We start from the raw sequence: 18,894 nt of genomic DNA, 5'->3' as shown, positions 1-18,894 counted from the left end.
TAAAATGAGAAAATAGCCTCCCCTACCCAAACGGGACGAGAAGGCTACGTATATATCGTATCCCTTAAATCTTTCGTATCTCAAAAAGTATAAAACAATTTTTAACGAACCGTCAATCTTTTATACCTTTACTTATGTATTTTAATCTTCTACACTCGTCGCAAAACCTTCTTCGAGGCGTTCGAAATTTTCCCAATCTCCATTGTCCAGCATTTCAAGCTGTGCTTCCAGCATGGAGCGGAACCGGGTACGGTAGACCGCGGCACGTTTTTTTAACTCTTCCACTTCGCGCACGTACTTGCGTGATTTGGCGAGCGCTTCATTAATGAGGCGATCCGCATTTTTTTCGGCTTCTTTTATGATCAACTCTGCCTCTTTACGGGCATTGCTTTTCATTTCATCTGCCGTCCCCTGTGCTACGAACATCGCCTTTTTCAGCGTGTCTTCAATATTTTCAAAGGAAGCAATTTTCTTATCTCGCTCGGCTATACGTTCTTCCAGTTCCCGCTTTTCCTTTAACAGCAAATCGAATTCTTTAATAATCTGATCCAGAAATTCGTTCACGTCATCCTCATCATATCCACGGAATGAACGGCTGAATTCTTTATTATGAATATCAAGTGGTGTAAGGGACACCGAAATGCACCTCCCGTTTTCTAAGGCTGCCCGTGCCTGCGTGCGGCTGACTAGCCCAAGTTTTCTTTAAAGAAGTATTGTTCGACAAAAGATAACATATTTCCTGCCGCCCCAGTCATTTAAATTGTTCAATCGTACACACTAACTTCAAGCCTGACCCGGCCTTTTTTCGTCTCCCCTCCCAGCAGGGTCACTTTAAAGCGGCCAAACCCTTTAAAGGATACAACATCCCCTTCGGCGAGATACAGAGATGGGTCGCTCACTTCCCGCCAATTGACTTTCACGCGCCCGTTCCGGATGGGTGACAACACCTTCGCCCGGGAAATGCGGTATACATCGCTGACTATCGCATCCAGTCGGGGCGATTGGACCGTAAAAGAAAGGCGGCGAAACGATTGAGCCGGAACCTGAATTTCGCAGAGTGGAATGTTTTCAACGACAACATTGACGCGGTGCACCTGGTGCATATGGAGCCGCACATAATCCGCAATCTCTGCGGCAACGATAAGCTGGCCGCACTGTGGGTGAACAAGAATATCCCCGAATTTCTCGCGTTTAATGCCCAATCCGAGGAGCGAACCAAGATAATCTCGATGTTCCAGGGGCAGCAACCGGTTGCTGCCTGTGACGTTCAGCAGCGCAAGTCCAACGTCTTCTTCCGTTGGCTCCATATATTCAGGGTAAAGCATGCCTCTCGTTCGTTCAGCTTCCGCATATCCGCCAAAATGCATGAAAAAAACCCCTGCTTCGCGGCCTGCCAATGATTGGACGATAAAAGCCTGGCGCGGATCTAAAAAATCGGTTTGAATACGCTCGTACCGATTCCGCACTCTCTCCGTCCATTCCAGGACACGTTCGACAAAGGGGCGCTCTTCCTGCCTAAAATGATCAAACAAACTCATCGCTATCCAGCCATTCCATAAATATACGAAATAACAGTAATCAGGCCGTTCTCAGCAAATCGCAAGGCGAAAAAGGCAAGAATCGGCGAAATGTCAATCATGCCAAGCGGTGGAATGATTCTGCGGAATATCGACAGGTAAGGCTCAACCAGACGTCCCAGTATTTGTCCGATAGACGTCTGACGCACCTGAGGAACCCAGGACATTAGAATATAAATAATAATCATATAGCTGTATATTTCAAACAAAATTTGGATCAACCCAATGAATTGTGCCATCTCTTCACCTCGGTTTTCATAAGCCTTTATCCTCGTACATTAATTCCGTAATATGGCCTTGGAGTTCCATATGCTCAGGCACACAAAGGAAGGTCCCATAGCCGATTTTCTGCATAGCTCCGCTTAACGCGTAGACGGTTCCGCTCAAAAAGTCAACGATTCTTTTAGCCTGCTCGGGTGTCACGCGCTGGAGATTGACCACGACCGCACGCCTTGAACGAATATGGTCGGCGATGTCCTGGACCTCATCGTAAGACTTCGGCTCGATTAACATCACACGCGGATTTTGCTCCTTCAATGCATGCAGGCTCACTACATTATCCTGTTTGCCTTTCCGGGGCCGGATATACGACTCTTCCGGTTCTTCTTCGTAATGTTCTTCGATAATTTCTTCGACATATTCGTCACTGCCGATCCCGAAAAAATCTTTGATCCTTGTAACTACGCCCATTTTACCCGTTCTCCTTTTTCACAGAATTTAGTTTCGCTCATCACCGACAAGTGTGGAACCCAGCCGAATGAAGGTAGCTCCTTCTTCCACAGCTACCTGATAATCATTAGACATTCCCATACTTAAATGAGTCAAAGGAATCTGCGGAAATTCTTGTCGAAGCTCATCACGAAGTTCGCGCAGCGAACGAAAAATCCAGCGTGTTTCCTCGGCGTCCGACACATAAGGCGCCATCGTCATCAAGCCAACCAATTCGATAGCCGGCATATGGTTGATTTCCCGAATAAAAGAAGCGGCGTCCCCCGGTTTTATCCCATGTTTGGACTCTTCCCCCGATATATTAACCTGGACAAAACACCGGGTTACAGCTTGTATTTGTTGGCCGCGCTTGCTCAGCTCAGCAGCTAAAGAATAGCGGTCAAGCGAATGAACATACGTGAATTTACCAATAATATCCCGCACTTTATTCGTTTGTAAGTGTCCGATAAAATGCCAGACAGCCTGATCCCCAAGCGCCTTCCATTTAGCGATGGCATCCTGGCTCTTGCTTTCTCCGAGGTGCTGAATTCCCGCAGCCAGCGCCAGCCGGGTTGTTTCCAGCGACACGTATTTTGTGACCGCTACAATCTGCACGTCAGGTGAACGCTGCACTTTTTCACACGCTTTTTTTATATTTTCCTGAACCAGTTGAAAATTTTCATCAATATATGACAACGTATTTTTACCCCTCTTTCAACGCGATAAACGCTGTCATGCGCCCTGTTTTTCCTGCTTCTTTCCGATGGGAAAAGAACAAATCGGTGCGACAACTTGTACATAGTTGACTCAATTCGATGCGGGAATTTGAAATTCCTGCTTCAAGAAGCAAAATTCGATTGGTTTCCTGTAAATTTAGCATATACTTATCCGTTTTTACAGGCTGAAGCACACTTTGTGCTTTTTCTCCCAATATATCCTTAATTTTATCGGCAACGACATCGTTTACTTCATAACAACAGGGCCCGATGGACGGTCCAATCGCCGCATAAATCTCCGATGCTGAGATTCCCCAGATCCGTTTCATTTCGCCTACCATATTGTGCGCTATGTTTGCGGCGGTTCCTTTCCAGCCTGCATGGGCCACCCCGATCACATGGTGAGCCGGCGCATAAAAAAACAACGGGACACAATCCGCGTAAAAGGCGGCAAGAAAAATATTGCGGCAATCCGTTACCAATCCGTCCGTGCCGGTAATGGTGTCTTCCAGCGCCTCCCGTCCGGCCCCGGCTTCACGCTCCGTAACTTGTACTACACAGTTCCCGTGTACCTGGTCGGCACACGTCCATGAGGAAAAAAGAAAACCATTGGACTCGACCAATCTTCTCCGGTTCTCTATTACGTCTTCAGCACGGTCTCCTACATGAAGCCCGCAATTTAAACTTGCGTATTCTCCGGCGCTTATCCCGTGATGGCGAGTCGAGAATCCGGCTGTCAGTTCAGGCCACACAGACTCCCAGCGGGATAAGTGCAAACTTTCCTTTTGTAACGTAAACGGCTCCATCTCTCTCCTCCTTATTAGCATCTTACCATTATCATATCTATAAGGAAAGAAAAACTGCCGCCCTCTCCGTGCCTGCCAAACGCTTATCCTTCCTTCTCCGGCCTCAGTTGAACGAGTGTTTCATCGAGACGCACCAGGATCACATCAGTACCGATTTTTACGATATTACGCCAGGGGATGACAATCTCTTCTCCTCCGCCGAACAGCCCAAAGAACTTTCCGTTCCCTTTTCCAGGTACAACAATCCCTTCAATCCGGCCAACTTTTAAATTGATTTCCAAGTCAGAGATTTGCCCGAGTTTTTTTCCATCCTGTATATTAACAACATCCTTCGTTTGGAATTCGGATATTTTAATCACCCTTCACACCCCGCTTTTTTAGCCCGCCTTACCCTTAGTATATGTATAAATTTTAAGAAATGTCCTAAAAGTATTTTAGAAAAAATCCGCTTGTCAATCAAAAAACACCGCTGTATACTTATTCAAGTAATTTTATATGTAAACATTTAATAGTTTGCTCTTAAATTAAGGAGGAAGATTTAAATGAAAAAAATATCTCTCTTTTTACTCATAGCTATACTGCTTTTGACAATTGCCGGTTGTGGCGGAGCAAAAAACACGGCTGGCAGCGCAGGTGATGCGTCCTCAAGCAAAGCGGATACTCTGGTAGTCGGCACCGATGCATCTTTCCCCCCGTTCGAATCTTTGTCGCCAACAGGTGACCCTGTTGGTTTTGATATGGATCTGATTAAAGCAATTGCCGCATCCCAACATATTCACGTTGAACTAAAAAACACCGGCTGGGACGGCATGATGAGCGGGTTAAAAGACGGTTCGGTTCAAATTGGTATCGCCGGTATTACGGTTACAAATGACCGAAAAAAATCGTTTGACTTTACAAGTCCTTACTTTACCGCTAAACAGGTGATTCTTGTTAAAGAAAATGGCCCTGCCGCTTCCGTTAAAAAAGTCACAGATTTAAAAGGAAAATTAATCGGTGTGCAATCCGGCACAACGGGGGCCAGCCTTGTGGAAGATACGTTTGGCAAAGGGTATGCCGGGCTCAAAGCTTATGAAGAGATTGCCGGAGCGATCGATGATCTACAAAACGGGCGCATTCAAGCCGTTATTGCTGATAATGCCGTTATTAAAAAATTTGTGAATCAGCTAAATTTAAAACAGGTAAAAATTGTGGAAGACCCTTCTGTAAAACCGGAGACGTACGGCATCGCCGTCAAGAAAGGCAATACCGAATTGTTAAACAAGCTTAACAAAGGTCTGACTGCCGTCAAGCAAAACGGTAAGTATGACGCCATTTTTAATCAATATATGGGCAAGTAAGAGAAAGTGATAAATTCATCAGTAAAAAAACGGGTGAGAAAAGGCTCCAGCGCGTTTTTTCACACCCGTTTTTTCTTAGCGTGTAGGAAAGTTATACTTTCCTACACACATAAGTGCTATTAAGGCTATCGCCTGCGCCTGTGGCTTGGCGCTAGCCAAGTTTTCTTTACTGCACATATTTTTGCATTTGTACGATGGCTGCTTTTTCCAGACGTGAAACCTGAGCCTGGGAAATCCCGATTTCCTCGGCAACTTCCATCTGTGTTTTTCCTTCAAAAAATCGCATCGATAATATTAATTTTTCCCGATCAGTGAGGCGGTACATCGCCTGCTTCAACGCTATTTCTTCAGTCCACTGGCTGTCTTTATGCCTGTCATCACTAATTTGATCCATAACAAAAATAGGATCACCGCCGTCCTGGTAAATCGGCTCAAAAAGGGAGACCGGATCTTGAATGGCGTCCAGTGCGAACACGACATCTTCCTTTGGCACATTGAGCGCTTCGGAAATCTCAAAAATGGTTGGTTCGCGTGAATTCTTATTCGTTAATGAATCACGAACCTGCAATGCCTTGTACGCGATATCGCGCAAGGAGCGGGACACCCGGATTGGATTATTGTCCCGTAAATACCGCCGTATCTCTCCAATAATCATGGGAACGGCATACGTAGAAAACTTCACATTCTGACTTAAATCAAAGTTGTCAATGGCTTTCATCAGCCCGATACAGCCAACCTGGAACAAATCGTCCACATATTCCCCGCGGTTATTAAATCGCTGGATTACGCTTAATACCAGCCGCAGGTTGCCGTTTACCAATTGTTCTCTTGCTGCGTATGTCCCACTTTGCAATTTAACAAATAGCTCCCGCATCTTTGCATTGGTTAACACGGGTAATTTGGATGTGTCTACTCCGCAGATTTCTACCTTATTACGTGTCACTTCTTTCCCTCCTGAAGGAGCCAGCGTTACAGATAAGTATCTCCTGGGAGGGGAAAATTATGCAGCGGAGCTTCCAGTCAATCCCTTTAGAATCATCAGACAATAGATACATTACAGCATTTTATTAAATTCCTTCTGCAGGCGCTTGATAATCCGCTTCTCAAGCCGTGAGATATACGACTGCGAAATTCCAAGCAGATCTGCCACGTCTTTTTGCGTCTTTTCTTCTTCCCCGTTCAAGCCAAAGCGCATTTCCATAATTACGCGCTCCCGGTCGGCAAGTTTTTCAAGCGCTTTATACAGCAGCTTCTTATCGACCTGCTCTTCAAGGTCGCGATAAATAATATCGTTTTCTGTGCCAAGCACGTCGGATAAAAGCAATTCATTTCCGTCCCAATCGATGTTCAATGGTTCATCAAACGATACTTCTGATTTTACCTTGCTATTTCGCCGGAGAAACATCAGAATTTCATTTTCAATGCAGCGGGACGCATATGTAGCAAGCTTGATTTTTTTCTCCGGGTCAAAGGTGTTGACCGCTTTAATTAAGCCGATCGTTCCTATGCTCACAAGATCCTCAATATTGATTCCTGTGTTTTCGAATTTTCGGGCTATATACACAACGAGACGGAGATTGCGCTCAATCAGCATTGCCCGTACAGCTGCATCACCTGTGTGCAGTTTGCCAAGCAGGAATTCTTCCTCTTCCCTGTTTAACGGCGGGGGTAAAGCTTCACTCCCTCCAATATAATGAATTTCTTCCGCCTTTACACCCATCTTCATCATGAACTTATACCACATTACCATGAACGTCAGTTTTAGTTTTACTATCATGTTTTCCCTCCAATGGCCCTGTTTATTTTTCACGAAGCTTTTTTGTGTATCAGCGCTTTCGGGTGAACGACCGCCTGATAGCTTCCATCTGATGCTAGTGAACCTGTTCGCAGGCCAATAAACATTTTTGTATGATATGTCTCTTCCCCTGTCTTCACGATAACCTGGTCTGGACGTATGGCCAGCAAGAATCTCATCTGAGCCGAAACGGTACGGTACGGAATGAGCCTCATACGCGGCAGCCAACCTTCATCAACCATTGATAAATCGAAGGCAGATAAATCATCTGCCTTAACCGCCGCAGTTACCTGCGCTGGCAGTATACTTTCCAGAACGGAAAGCTCCACAATACTGACGGGTGTACGTGATAGCGGGTCATGCAGCTGATTGCCCGTATCAATAAATCCCGTGCAGGAAAACGTATATTCATTTATTTCGACGGTAAATTCAACATACTGCACATCTTTCTGCCTGGACGCTTCCACTGAGCGATATCCCTTTTTTGTCAACCACCACATGGCAGGAAATCCGATGACCAGTAAAAGAAATGTCGGGGCTGCTACAGATGATGCGGATCCGCTATGAGTCACGATAATTTCATTAACCAGTTGGCTTTTCCCCTGTAAAAAGAAATGAAGGGCAAAAAGGCCACCCCCGATAAAAAAAGAAATGAAGTAAAAGGTAACGAGCAATTGAACAAATCCCCACACCCGGATTCGCCCGAACACCAGCCAGATCATCATGCATGAAAAAATAAATTTCGCGAGAATCGTATAAGCGAATGATAAGGGCGGAAAAAAAATAAAAATTGTATACATAGCGCCGCAGGTAGAAGAGGCCACCATACGCCATTTTTTATAGGGTACCCTGCGGATATAGGCCGTGGCAGCAAGCAGCATATAGTCAATCAATAGATTAACGGCGAAAATAACATCTGCGTAGATCGTCACATTCCATACAGGCCTCCCTTCATACCCTCGCGTTTCCATTATCACACATAAAGATAAAGCATGATCTCTAAATCGTATGAAAAATAAAGACAATTTATGTGAATATTTTTAGACAAACTTCGCGTGATGTATCGAAAGCGAAAAGACCGAAGTATATTTACTCGGTCTTTTTTTACATTTCGGGACTTCTCGGTTGTCATGTTGAACTGTGAAGCAAGAAAAGTATAATAACATTATGTTATGAATGTGTGGATTCTCCGCCGTCAACGTGAAGCACTTGACCAGTAACAAAGCGTGAATCATCAGAAGCCAGGTAGACGAATGTTGGCGCGAGTTCAAATGGCTGAGCCACCCGTTCCATTGGATTAAAGGCTCCGTATACAGCGATTTGGTCTGAGGAGAAACTTGCCGCAATGAGCGGAGTCCAGATTCGGCCCGGAGCGACGGCATTGACCCGGATGCCTTTATCTACCACGTTTTTGGCCAGGGCACGTGTCCAACCTACAATAGCGCCCTTTGTGGCTGTGTAATCAATCATTTGTTTCTCGCCTATATATGTCACCACGGAGGAAGTACCAATGATGGAACTGCCCGGCTTTAAATAAGGAAGCGCAGCTCTGGTTGTGTAAAAATGAGAGTATATGTTTACCTTAAATGTATCGTCGAATTGTTCATCAGTTATGTCAAGCAAGCTTAATTGTTGAAATTGGATACCAACGTTGTTACAGAGAATATCGAGGCGTCCGAACGTCTGCAATGTCTGTTCGACAATCGCAACGCATTGCCCCTTGTCTCGCAAATCACCCGGCATCAATAAACAACATTGTCCGAGTTGTTCGATTCTCATTTTTGTTCGATTTGCATCCTCATACTCATCTAAAAAAGCAATGGCCACATCAGCGCCTTCTTTAGCGAATGCAATCGCTACAGCTGCCCCAATACCGCTGTCACCGCCTGTAATGAGTGCAACTTTTCCTACTAATTTCCCGCTTCCTCTATAGTTTGGATTTTCAATAATCGGCCGGGGTACCATTAGTCCTTCCACACCGGGATGGCGGAGCTGACGTTGTTCTGGTAAATTAATCGGGATTTCCTTGTAACGTGTTATTTTCCCATAATTAGGGTATAGCGGATATGGTTGAGCTATTTGGGCTTCAAACATTTGTTGCATTTGCTGAATTTGGTCTAATTGATACGCTTGATACATTTGATCCATCTGATGCATTTTATAGTTTTGTTTCATGGTAAACCTCCTGGAGAAATAAATTTCTTTTTACCTTATGTTTGAAAGGCTACCGCAGTGCCTGCTTCCAAAAAGAGAAGGTTAAATCTGCAAAACCATTTTAGGAATGTAAATTTGCAAAGCGTTGTGTCACTTTTCATACGCTAATCGGTACTGGCTCCATATTGAAGAGGTTTGAATAAAGTAAAGTGTTGAAAAAAATGTTAAGGAGGCTACCCTTTTGCAGTTCGAATTTAACCCAGAAGTAATGCTTTTGTTACAGAACTATTCAGAGGAAAAAGTAGTGATGTTATATGACTCTGATCACACCTGGCCAATGCCAAAAATAGGGCCTAGACCACCATATTACTTTAACCCGCGTTATGTTCAGAGTTATCCACTAATCTAGATTATTGGTTTTTCATAACGGGGTAGTGCCACATGCCGATCAACCTTAGAATGAGCGCTACCTCCAAAATGAAAAAGGTTATTCTTTTTATAAACAATCGTAAAAAGAATAACCCTTTTTATTTTGGGACCAATCATTTTTGGGACCGAGTATTGCTGAACCAAAGCATTACCACCGCTACAACCAACAAACCTCCTGAAAGCAGCAGCGCAGTAGAATACGAATGCTGCACAGCAGCTAACGCCCCTCCCCCGATCGGTCCAATAATTTGGCCGATACTGAACATCGCGGTCATATTCCCAATAATTTTGCTTCCACGTTCTGGAGCGCATTGTCTTCCGATAGAAAGAGAAAGCGTAGTAATTCCCATAAAGGTTCCGCCAAATAAAATAGAGCCGATCAATGCGCAAAGGACATTCGGAATCATAACTGGCAGAATGACACCAATTGCTTGCATGATAACGGCTGCATAGGTTGCTGCTTCCGCACCCCAAACGTAAGCTGCTTTGGACCACAGCCAAATAGAAGGCGCTGCGGATAAAGCAAAGCTAAACCACGGAGAATAAACCAATTTAATTGATTCTTCCGCTTAAAGGCGGCCCGAAACATCAGGAGGTCTGCGAGTGAGATTTTACGTCGGCCATGACACAACATAAAAGCCAGCATCTTGGTTTAAAGATACTGGCTTTTATGTTGTGCATGATTTACTTTTTGCGGCGACGGTTGCGCAGGAATGTTGGAATATCGAGATTATACAAATCAGGGTTATTTTCGCTGCTTCCCGTTACAGTGGGACGGGGATCGATACGAGGCACATCATCCGGCGGTACCGGCTGCTGCGGTTGCTGCCTTGGTACATTTTTTGAACCTGCATGTTGGAGCTGCGGGCGACGGTTCACCTGCTGCTGCGCATCTTCAAAACCCGTCGCAATAACGGTGACTACAATTTCATCCTTCAAATTCTCATTAATAACGGCACCGAATATCATATTTACTTCCGCATCGGCTGCCGATGCTACAATATCTGCGGCTTCATTCACTTCATACAGACTTAAGTTTGCTCCGCCCGTGATGTTCATTAGCACACCGCGCGCCCCGTCGATTGAAGTTTCAAGCAGCGGGCTACAGATCGCCCTCTTCGCAGCTTCTGAGGCTCTATTCTCCCCTGTCGAAATTCCGATTCCCATGAGGGCGGAACCTCTCTCGGTCATTATGGTTTTTACATCCGCAAAGTCCAGATTGATAAGTCCAGGCACGGCAATCAGGTCGGAAATCCCCTGAACTCCCTGGCGCAGCACATTGTCCGCTTCGCGGAACGCCTCAAGCATCGGGGTATTTTTGTCCACAATCTCCAGTAAACGGTCATTCGGGATAACAATGAGCGTATCCACCTTTTCTTTAAGGGAAGAAATTCCGTTTTCCGCCTGGAGCGCTCGCTTTCTTCCTTCGAACGTGAACGGGCGGGTTACGACTCCAACGGTGAGCGCTCCGATTTCCTTCGCAATTTCCGCTATGACAGGGGCAGCGCCTGTTCCGGTGCCGCCTCCCATTCCGGCTGTCACAAAAACCATATCCGCACCGCGCAGAGCATTTTCAATCTGCTCTCTGCTTTCTTCTGCAGCCTTCTTTCCGACTTCCGGATTGGCACCCGCTCCGAGTCCGCGCGTCAATTTACCGCCAATTTGTAATTTATGCTGTGCTCTCGAAAGATTAAGCGCCTGATAATCAGTATTAACAGCGATGAATTCAACGCCTTGAATCCCACCTTCGATCATGCGATTCACGGCGTTGCTTCCACCGCCTCCCACACCAATCACTTTTATCTGCGCAAGCGTGTCCATTTCTAAATCAAAATCCAACATGTATTAAAGTCCCCCTCACTTATCATGCAAACAGTACTAAATGAACTCACTGAACCAGTTCTTCACTTTGTCAAACATTCCACCATTTTCTTTCGGTTCTTTCGGGGCTGCTTTCACCGGCGCTTGTTTTCTTACACTTTTCGCCGGACCTGCTTTCGCTTCTAGCTGGTGTGAAGACTGCTGCATGTACTTTGACGCATACTTAATTAATCCCACTCCGGTTGTATAGGAAGGATCTCTAACACCAATATAGTCGGGAAGGGCAATCCGCACAGGAGCACGCAACTCCTCACGCCCAAGCTCTAACAAACCCGGGATATTCGCAACTCCCCCCGTTAACACAAACCCGTTCGGTATATTTGTGTCATAACCAAGTGTCAGTAATTCGTCTTCTACGAGGTTAAAAATCTCCGCTGCCCGCGGCTCAATAACATTTGCCAAATCAACCTGAGAAAATTCCTTTTCAACATCACTGCCGATTCGCTTCACTTTAAAGCGTTCATCTTCACTGGCATCATCAACAAGCGCGCATCCATGCTTCGTCTTGACCTGCTTGGCCACCTCGGAAGTAGTTCGAAAACCGATCGCGATATCGTTTGTAATATAGTCACCGCCAATAGGGAGAACGGAAAACGCACTGAGCGTGCCCATTTCAAAGACGGAAACCGTTGTAGACCCTGCACCGATATCGAGCAGCACTACACCTAGATTCTTTTCATCCTTCGTAAGAGCAATTTCACTGGCTGCCAGCGGCATGAGAAACATTCCGGCAATGGACAAACCGGCTCGTTCTATACATCGTACAAGATTATGTATGACGGTTTTAGAACCCGTTATAATCGTCCCATCCATTTCAAGACGCACGCCTATCATCCCTCGTGGATCACTAATCTCGCCGAGGCCGTCAACAATAAATTGAATGGGAACAACGTCAATAATTTCTCGCTCAGGAGGTATCGCTACTACTTGGGCTGCTTTCATTACCCGCTCAATATCGTCATCGCCAATTTCACGATTTTCACTCGATACGGCAACAACACCCCGGCTCGGCTGCAATTGAATATGGTTACCAGATATTCCTACAATCACCTGGCTAATCGATATATCTACCATTCTTTCTGCCTGGCTAACTGCATCTCTAATGGCTTGAACGGTTTCATCAATATCTACAATCGCACCTTTTTTAATCCCATGCGAGTCGGAGATCCCAACACCTAAAATATTAATGGTTCCCCCATTGATTTCTCCAATGATTACTCTAACCTTGGATGTACCGATATCTAGGCTGATAATATAATCGTTGTTGTTCAATTTCTGGCACCTCCCTCAAACACTGTGCAACTGCACAGGTATTCTATCATTTCTATTTCCACACAACATGTGGTTTCCCTTTTTTTCAGCAATAAATTTTTTAGTTCAATGTGTTACAATATTGTATCGTCTTCTTTATCCCCAAACCAGCGACCGATGAGGATGCGGCGGATGACGGCAATGTTGTTAAAAAGCCTCACACCAAACGCGAAAATAGCGGCAAGATACAAATCGATTCCCATGTATACGCCGAGAAAAGCCAGACCCGCTGCGAGCAATGTATTGAAGAAAAAGCCTGACATAAACACCTTGATATCGAAGAAATTTTGCAAATACGCCCGAATTCCCCCAAAAACGGTGTCAAGCGCAGCCAGCACAGCAATAGAAAGATAATTACGGTATTCCTCAGGGACTTGAAACTCAAAGGATAAGCCAAGTACGACCCCGATAATTAAACCTAATATAGGTAGCCACATAACCTTACGATGCTCCTTTTTCGACCGGCTTCATATAGTGTACGTTCATTTCCCCATCATAGGCCGGAACAATCTCATCGTCCATTTTTTTCACAGTAAAACGTTTATTTAAAAATTGGAACCAATCTTCCATTGACGCTCCGTCTGCAAGAGGAAGTTTTAAAGCAGCTTCAAGGCTTTGCGGCTCCCCAATCGCCTTAACGACATAGGGCATACTAATCGGGTGCGTATCAATTTGAATCGTCTCTCCTACAAGGCGGATTGAGGTGGTGTTGATGATACGGTGGCCATTAATGGATATTGCCTTCGCACCGTTTGAGAACAGCATGCTTGAGAGATCGAGCAAATCCTCGTCATTTACCGGCGACTGGATTCCGTCGTTATTGCCTGTGCGGACAGACCCCTCATCGATGGAAGCCTCAATTCCCGGGCCTTTCATCTCCGAAAATCCACTGTCCTTTTTAATGCGATCCAGTTCATCCTGAATAACTTTTAAACTATCACCCTCACTCATCGATGCATCATATTCATAGAGTAAGTGGTCATATTTATCAATATCACCCAACAGCTTTTGGTGCTGTTCCATTTCTTTCTGCAGACCCTGACGCAACTGGGTCACATCCTGATTTTCCGCAGCGTGGGTAGTATTATTAGACTGATACTGAATGGCTAACATGAACCCAATGATAATACTAATTATTGTGATTATGAATGGGACCTGCCGATTATTTTTCATGAGTTTACCCCTTTCTACCCGGGATTTCCGGCGGAGGATGCGTCTTTCGTTTCGCCTATAAAACCGGGAAGTTCAATTTTATCCGATTTGACGACCTGTACATCAACCGTTCTCTGTTTTAATACATCAATGACACCGCCGGGCATTTCCAGAGCGGTCATCAGCGTATCTTTATTGCCAATCGCCCGTACGACAAATGGCGGCGCCAGCTTGGTGTCGTTCACGATAATCGTGGGTCCCACGCAGCGAACGGTAGAATTCGTTACGAGTCTCTGGTCGTTTACCGAAACGCCTTCCGCTCCGGCCGCGAACAATTCATTAACTACATCGCGGATGTTCTTGTCATGGACAATTCCGTTGGCGACGTCTGTCATGGTGCGGGCATTTTTGCTGTCAGCAAGCGTAACCGTCACACCCGGGCCTATAACGGGCACCAATCCGGCCCGCATCCGCAGCGTATCCAATTGGCGTACCGTTTGTTGAGAAACAAGCTGCCGTGCCGATAAGTCTTTTTCTTTTTTGTTAACTTGTTCTCTTATCTTCTCCAGCCTGTCCGCGAGTTCCGCATTCTTTTCCTTTTCATGGATAATCCTCTCATTTAAAGCCACCTTCTTGTCCCATTCATTATCCACGCTGACAGATGAATCTTTCAATTCATTTCTCGTAAATTGAAACGAATACGCAACAATAAATCCAAAAACGAGAAGCACCAGGGTAAAATACACGTGAATCCTACGGACTTTTAGCTTGGTTGTCACTTTGTTGCTGCGGCTTTCCATGCGGCTGTGCGGGCTGCTGTGGGTAGGGTTCAAAATATTTCACCTCTGATAGATTAATAATTCCTTCTGTTTTTCCTTCCTTTTTTAAACTTTCTACAAAGGAAGGATACCATTCCATATATTGCGAAAAGTTCTGGAGGGTCGTATGTACCTCATATCCGTCTTTCATGTAGAGCACGAGGCGCCCCATCTCGTCTTTTTGCGAAGCGAGACGAATTTCCGATATAAGCTGGTCGACGGCTGGATTTACTTTTGTCAGTTCTTCTGCAAGCTGAGGCAGAAGCGCAGGTTGATCCCAGGATCGAACGATTGGCTTGTCACCCATTTCCGCAAAGATTTGACGGCCTTTCAATTCAACCCCGTTATCGGTAATCGGATATAAATGACCATCCTTCTCCATAATAAGAGCCACCTGTCGGCGTTCCTTTACAAGCAGTTCTACTTTTCCCGGGAACTGTTTGCTTACGTCTACCTTTTCTATGGCCGGCAGCGCAGCAAGAATCGACTTGGCCACTTTTTCTTTATCAATAAATAGGAACTGCATCTGATAGGCAAGCCCCGAATTTTTAATAACTTCTTCTTTGGTCACATATTGGTTTCCCGTCACGGTGATTTCCTGCAATTTGCTGATCGACGAGCGAAAAAAGAGAATGAGCAGCATTACGATAAAAAATAAAAACAGCAGAGTCAGCAGTGCCCGATTTGTATTTTTTTTTCGCTTTTCCTCACGTAAATGCGGGATTTTTTCTATTTGTGCCATACCGTTATCCTCCGGATTACCCTTCAAAAACTTAGAAAAGCGGCATACGCTAGATATGCCGCTCCATGTAAATCATATACCTGTTGAATGAAAAGAGTCGTTTTCCATCCGTGTAATTCGAGCCCCCAGGCAGGAAAATTGTTTTTCAATCGTGTCATATCCGCGATCTATATGGTATGCTTCCGTTACCCTCGTTTCTCCTTCGGCAGCCAGAGCGGCAATAATCAATGCCGCACCCGCCCGTAAATCCGTTGCTTCCACGGTCGCGCCCGACAGCCTTGGTACTCCACGGATAAACGCAGTGTTTAAATCCACATAAATGTCCGCTCCCAAACGGTTGAGCTCGGTGACATGCCTGAATCTTCCCTCAAAGACAGTCTCTTTTATAATGCTGCAGCCCTGAGCAACAGACAGGAATGCCATAGTCTGAGCCTGCATATCTGTAGGAAAACCGGGATAGGGAGCTGTAACAATCCGATTAATTGCCTTAAAATCTTTCTTCGACTTTACTTTCATTATATCATGGGCATATTCGATTTCAACACCGCATTGCCCGGTAATATCAAGAAGTGAAATCATGTGCTGCGGATTCACATTGTGCAATTCGATTTCACCTTTCGTAATCGCGGAAGCCAGCAAGAGGGTTCCCGCTACGATCCGATCAGGAATGACCTTGTAATCAATCGAATGAAGGTGTTTGGTTCCGCTGACGACAATCGTATCCGATCCGGCCCCGCGGACCCGGGCACCGAGCTGGTTCAGGAAATTCTGCAGGTCAACAATTTCAGGCTCCCGAGCCGCGTTGTAAATAATGGTTTCTCCTTCTGCGCGAACCGCTGCCATCATTATATTCTCAGTTGCTCCCACGCTTGGATAATCTAAAAAAACAGCGTTGCCCTTTAATTTATCAGCCTTGCAATGAATAAAGCCTTCTTCCTCTACAATGGTCGCTCCAAGTGCTTCTAATCCCTTAAAGTGGAGATTAATTCTTCTCTCACCTATCGCACACCCACCCGGCCGTGACAATACAATTTCACCACAGCGTCCGAGCAGCGGTCCCATCAGAAAAATCGATGAACGCATCTGGCCCATTAGTTCGTGTGGTATATAGGCGGATGTGAGATTTGTTGTGTCCACATGGACCGTTGAATCTTTATGAACATACGTTGCCCCGAGCGTAGATAGAATTTCGAGCATAACTTTAATATCTAAGAGATGGGGTACATCATAGATGGTATAGCTCCCTCCCGCTAGTATCGTTGCGGCAAGAATCGGCAGCGCCGCGTTTTTGGCTCCTTGCACGCGCAGCCCGCCGTATAGAGGAACACCACCTTTGATTGCGAATGTATCCAACTTTTCACCTCCGTTTACCCCTCGCCCACCACCAGTACTTCCGGAACAAGCCTCACGTGAAACTTTTCTTCCACGACATCCATGACGTGTTCCATCAGGTTAAGGACGTCCTGTGCGGTAGCATTGCCGCGGTTGACGATGAAATTGGCATGTTTTTCCGATACTTGAGCCCCCCCCAAAGTAAAGCCTTTTAGTCCCGAACTTTCAATTAAGCGGCCCGCATGATCCCCCGGTGGATTGCGAAACACACTTCCGGCGCACGGCATCGTTAAGGGCTGCGTAAGGCGTCTGCGATCTTTATGCGTAGCCATTTGGCGCGCAATTTCCTTTCGATCCCCATGTGCAAGCTTAAACACGGCTTCTGTAACAATTCCCCTTGTTTTTTGAAGCACAGACGTCCGATAACTAAAGGCCAGAGACTCAGGTGTCATCTGCATCACCTCTCCATTGTCAAGCAACACTTCAGCATATTTCAGAATACGTGATACATCGGATCCATGCGCCCCGGCATTCATATAGACAGCCCCTCCAACAGTACCTGGAATACCGCCGGCGAATTCAAGGCCCGTTAGCCCTTCTTTCCCTGCCATCACCGCCAATCGGATAAATGAATAACCTGCACCCGCGTACACCTCATCATCTTGAAAAGACAGATGACTGAATCCGTTTGCCAGCTTATACACTACACCGCGTATTCCTCCATCGCGCACAAGCACATTGGAACCTCTGCCAAGCACTTGCCACGGTACCTGATACTTATGAACGATTTTCATACTGCGGGAAAGCGCCACTTTATCTGTAGGTTCTATCAGGATATCCGCCGGACCGCCAATTTTCCAGGTTGTATGGTTAGCGAGCGGTTCATTTGTAAGTACTGTTCCGATATTCGCCTCGATCAGCTCTTTGGTCAGTTTCTGCAAGCGAGAACCTCCTTTTCGAATGCCTCACACTGAAGCCAATGGGTCACGTGCCTAGAATAACGTATGCCCTTAAACGCTACAGTGTTACATTTAACCCTTCGCAATTGATTTTAATTGATTATAAACAAGTGTGGCCGCATGAGGAAGGCCAAGTGATTTGGATGCTTCGCGCATGTGCCGTTCCGTACCGCTGTCCCGCAGGATTGCGTCAATCGAAGACAGCAGTTTGCTGCCGGACAGCTCAGATTCAAGAATCACCCGAGTTGCACCCTGGCTTTCCAACCAGCGCGCGTTCTTTTCCTGGTGATTGTTCGTTACATAAGGGGAAGGGATCAAAATGGAAGGCAGGCCGAGCGACGTGATTTCAGCCAAAAACGAAGCTCCCGCCCGATTGACAATTAAATCGATCCCCGCCAGCACTTCAGGCATGTTATAAATAAACGGCCGCACCAGCAGATTGGCAGGTTTTGACGCGCGGATGTCCTCTATGACTTTCTCATAATGGATCTCGCCCGTCACATAGATAAAAAAGTAGTCCGGATGTTCAGCCATCATCGGAATCATGTCTGCTACCGCTTCATTAATGGCCCTCGCCCCCCGGCTGCCGCCGACAATGAGAATATATTTTTTGCCCGTCGGCAAATCTAATGATTGACGGCCTCTGCTGCCATCCGCCTGAGCTACCTCTGTAGCCCGCGGATTACCCGTTACCACCGTTTTCTCTTTTGGAAAATAGGAAGACGAACCCGAGAAACTGGCAGCAATGCAGTTCGAATATCGGGATAAAAATTTATTGGTTAAGCCGGGAATCACGTTTTGTTCATGGATAAGAGTCGGGATTCCTATCGAGTGAGCAGCATAGACAACCGGGCCGCAAACATAGCCGCCCGTCCCGACGACGACGTCCGGATTAAAATCGCGAATCAACTGTTTAGCGCGGCGGGTTGCCTTAATAAATCGCCAGATCGTTTTTACATTATCAAAGGAAAGGCTCCGTTTAAAGCCGGTAATATAAACCGACTGAAAAGGGATCCCTTCCTTTGGAACAAGGTCTGCCTCTAATCCTTCCTGTGTCCCGATGTACAAAACCTTTGAATCGGGTTCCCGGCTCATGACTTCTTTCACAAGAGCGAGCGCAGGATAAATATGCCCTCCGGTTCCTCCCCCGCTGATTACCATCTTCATCTATCTA

22 protein-coding genes are annotated in these 18,894 nt (G+C 45.9%); 1 reads left to right on the top strand and 21 read right to left on the bottom strand.

What is annotated here, in order from left to right; genetic code table 11:
• Positions 1-141: 141 nt before the first annotated feature.
• The 7 genes from H525_RS0100295 to H525_RS0100265 form a co-directional block, all read right to left on the bottom strand.
• Positions 142-636, bottom strand: coding sequence for a DivIVA domain-containing protein (locus H525_RS0100295; protein ID WP_027414515.1), 495 nt, complete (start codon positions 634-636; stop codon positions 142-144).
• Between the two features lie 128 nt (positions 637-764).
• The gene (locus H525_RS0100290) at positions 765-1,538 is read right to left on the bottom strand and encodes a YlmH family RNA-binding protein (RefSeq protein ID WP_027414514.1); all 774 of its coding nucleotides are present in this window, start codon (positions 1,536-1,538) and stop codon (positions 765-767) included.
• Between the two features lie 2 nt (positions 1,539-1,540).
• Positions 1,541-1,816, bottom strand: coding sequence for a YggT family protein (locus H525_RS0100285; protein ID WP_027414513.1), 276 nt, complete (start codon positions 1,814-1,816; stop codon positions 1,541-1,543).
• Positions 1,817-1,832: 16 nt separating this feature from the next.
• Positions 1,833-2,267 carry a cell division protein SepF gene (locus H525_RS0100280; RefSeq protein WP_027414512.1) on the bottom strand — a complete coding sequence of 145 codons (435 nt, stop codon included), beginning with the start codon at positions 2,265-2,267 and terminating at the stop codon, positions 1,833-1,835.
• Positions 2,268-2,294: 27 nt separating this feature from the next.
• A complete protein-coding gene (locus H525_RS0100275) occupies positions 2,295-2,981 on the bottom strand; it encodes a YggS family pyridoxal phosphate-dependent enzyme (RefSeq protein ID WP_027414511.1) in 687 nt (228 codons plus the stop codon).
• Positions 2,982-2,988: 7 nt separating this feature from the next.
• Positions 2,989-3,807 carry a peptidoglycan editing factor PgeF gene (gene pgeF, locus H525_RS0100270; RefSeq protein WP_027414510.1) on the bottom strand — a complete coding sequence of 273 codons (819 nt, stop codon included), beginning with the start codon at positions 3,805-3,807 and terminating at the stop codon, positions 2,989-2,991.
• A gap of 83 nt (positions 3,808-3,890) precedes the next feature.
• Entirely contained in the window at positions 3,891-4,166 is a 276-nt protein-coding gene (locus H525_RS0100265) for a YlmC/YmxH family sporulation protein (protein ID WP_027414509.1), read from the bottom strand.
• 183 nt (positions 4,167-4,349) lie between these two features.
• Between H525_RS0100265 and H525_RS0100260 the strand changes: the two genes are divergently transcribed.
• Positions 4,350-5,147 carry a basic amino acid ABC transporter substrate-binding protein gene (locus H525_RS0100260; protein WP_027414508.1) on the top strand — a complete coding sequence of 266 codons (798 nt, stop codon included), beginning with the start codon at positions 4,350-4,352 and terminating at the stop codon, positions 5,145-5,147.
• A 166-nt stretch (positions 5,148-5,313) separates the two neighbouring features.
• Here the strand turns inward: H525_RS0100260 and sigG are convergent, their stop codons facing one another.
• The 14 genes from sigG to murG form a co-directional block, all read right to left on the bottom strand.
• On the bottom strand, positions 5,314-6,090 hold the full coding sequence (sigG, locus tag H525_RS0100255) for an RNA polymerase sporulation sigma factor SigG (protein WP_027414507.1): 777 nt from the start codon (positions 6,088-6,090) through the stop codon (positions 5,314-5,316).
• A 111-nt stretch (positions 6,091-6,201) separates the two neighbouring features.
• Entirely contained in the window at positions 6,202-6,924 is a 723-nt protein-coding gene (gene sigE, locus H525_RS0100250) for an RNA polymerase sporulation sigma factor SigE (RefSeq protein WP_027414506.1), read from the bottom strand.
• 29 nt (positions 6,925-6,953) lie between these two features.
• Positions 6,954-7,874: a sigma-E processing peptidase SpoIIGA gene (gene spoIIGA, locus H525_RS0100245; RefSeq protein WP_027414505.1), complete on the bottom strand. Its 921-nt coding sequence runs from the start codon at positions 7,872-7,874 to the stop codon at positions 6,954-6,956.
• A gap of 238 nt (positions 7,875-8,112) precedes the next feature.
• On the bottom strand, positions 8,113-9,090 hold the full coding sequence (locus H525_RS0100240) for an SDR family oxidoreductase (protein ID WP_027414504.1): 978 nt from the start codon (positions 9,088-9,090) through the stop codon (positions 8,113-8,115).
• Between the two features lie 548 nt (positions 9,091-9,638).
• The gene (locus tag H525_RS0100230) at positions 9,639-10,076 is read right to left on the bottom strand and encodes a YbfB/YjiJ family MFS transporter (protein ID WP_027414503.1); all 438 of its coding nucleotides are present in this window, start codon (positions 10,074-10,076) and stop codon (positions 9,639-9,641) included.
• Between the two features lie 133 nt (positions 10,077-10,209).
• Positions 10,210-11,367: a cell division protein FtsZ gene (gene ftsZ, locus H525_RS0100225; protein ID WP_027414502.1), complete on the bottom strand. Its 1,158-nt coding sequence runs from the start codon at positions 11,365-11,367 to the stop codon at positions 10,210-10,212.
• A 36-nt stretch (positions 11,368-11,403) separates the two neighbouring features.
• Positions 11,404-12,678 (bottom strand): cell division protein FtsA, encoded by a 1,275-nt coding sequence (ftsA, locus tag H525_RS0100220; protein WP_027414501.1) that lies wholly within the window; start codon positions 12,676-12,678, stop codon positions 11,404-11,406.
• 113 nt (positions 12,679-12,791) lie between these two features.
• The gene (locus tag H525_RS0100215) at positions 12,792-13,154 is read right to left on the bottom strand and encodes a small basic family protein (protein ID WP_027414500.1); all 363 of its coding nucleotides are present in this window, start codon (positions 13,152-13,154) and stop codon (positions 12,792-12,794) included.
• 4 nt (positions 13,155-13,158) lie between these two features.
• Entirely contained in the window at positions 13,159-13,890 is a 732-nt protein-coding gene (locus tag H525_RS0100210; RefSeq protein WP_027414499.1) for a DUF881 domain-containing protein, read from the bottom strand.
• Between the two features lie 14 nt (positions 13,891-13,904).
• Positions 13,905-14,648, bottom strand: a complete 744-nt coding sequence (locus tag H525_RS0100205; protein ID WP_027414498.1) for a DUF881 domain-containing protein — start codon at positions 14,646-14,648, stop codon at positions 13,905-13,907.
• A complete protein-coding gene (locus tag H525_RS0100200; protein WP_027414497.1) occupies positions 14,623-15,429 on the bottom strand; it encodes a cell division protein FtsQ/DivIB in 807 nt (268 codons plus the stop codon). The genes H525_RS0100205 and H525_RS0100200 overlap by 26 nt, the downstream gene beginning before the upstream one ends.
• A gap of 72 nt (positions 15,430-15,501) precedes the next feature.
• On the bottom strand, positions 15,502-16,782 hold the full coding sequence (gene murA, locus H525_RS0100195; protein ID WP_027414496.1) for a UDP-N-acetylglucosamine 1-carboxyvinyltransferase: 1,281 nt from the start codon (positions 16,780-16,782) through the stop codon (positions 15,502-15,504).
• Positions 16,783-16,796: 14 nt separating this feature from the next.
• Positions 16,797-17,702, bottom strand: coding sequence for a UDP-N-acetylmuramate dehydrogenase (gene murB, locus H525_RS0100190; protein WP_027414495.1), 906 nt, complete (start codon positions 17,700-17,702; stop codon positions 16,797-16,799).
• A 90-nt stretch (positions 17,703-17,792) separates the two neighbouring features.
• Entirely contained in the window at positions 17,793-18,887 is a 1,095-nt protein-coding gene (murG, locus tag H525_RS0100185) for an undecaprenyldiphospho-muramoylpentapeptide beta-N-acetylglucosaminyltransferase (RefSeq protein ID WP_027414494.1), read from the bottom strand.
• Positions 18,888-18,894: the final 7 nt, after the last annotated feature.

Origin of the sequence: Aneurinibacillus terranovensis DSM 18919, assembly GCF_000430625.1 — a bacterium.
Taxonomy (GTDB): Bacteria; Bacillota; Bacilli; order Aneurinibacillales; family Aneurinibacillaceae; genus Aneurinibacillus_B; species Aneurinibacillus_B terranovensis.
This window is presented reverse-complemented; position numbering and strand designations above follow the sequence as displayed.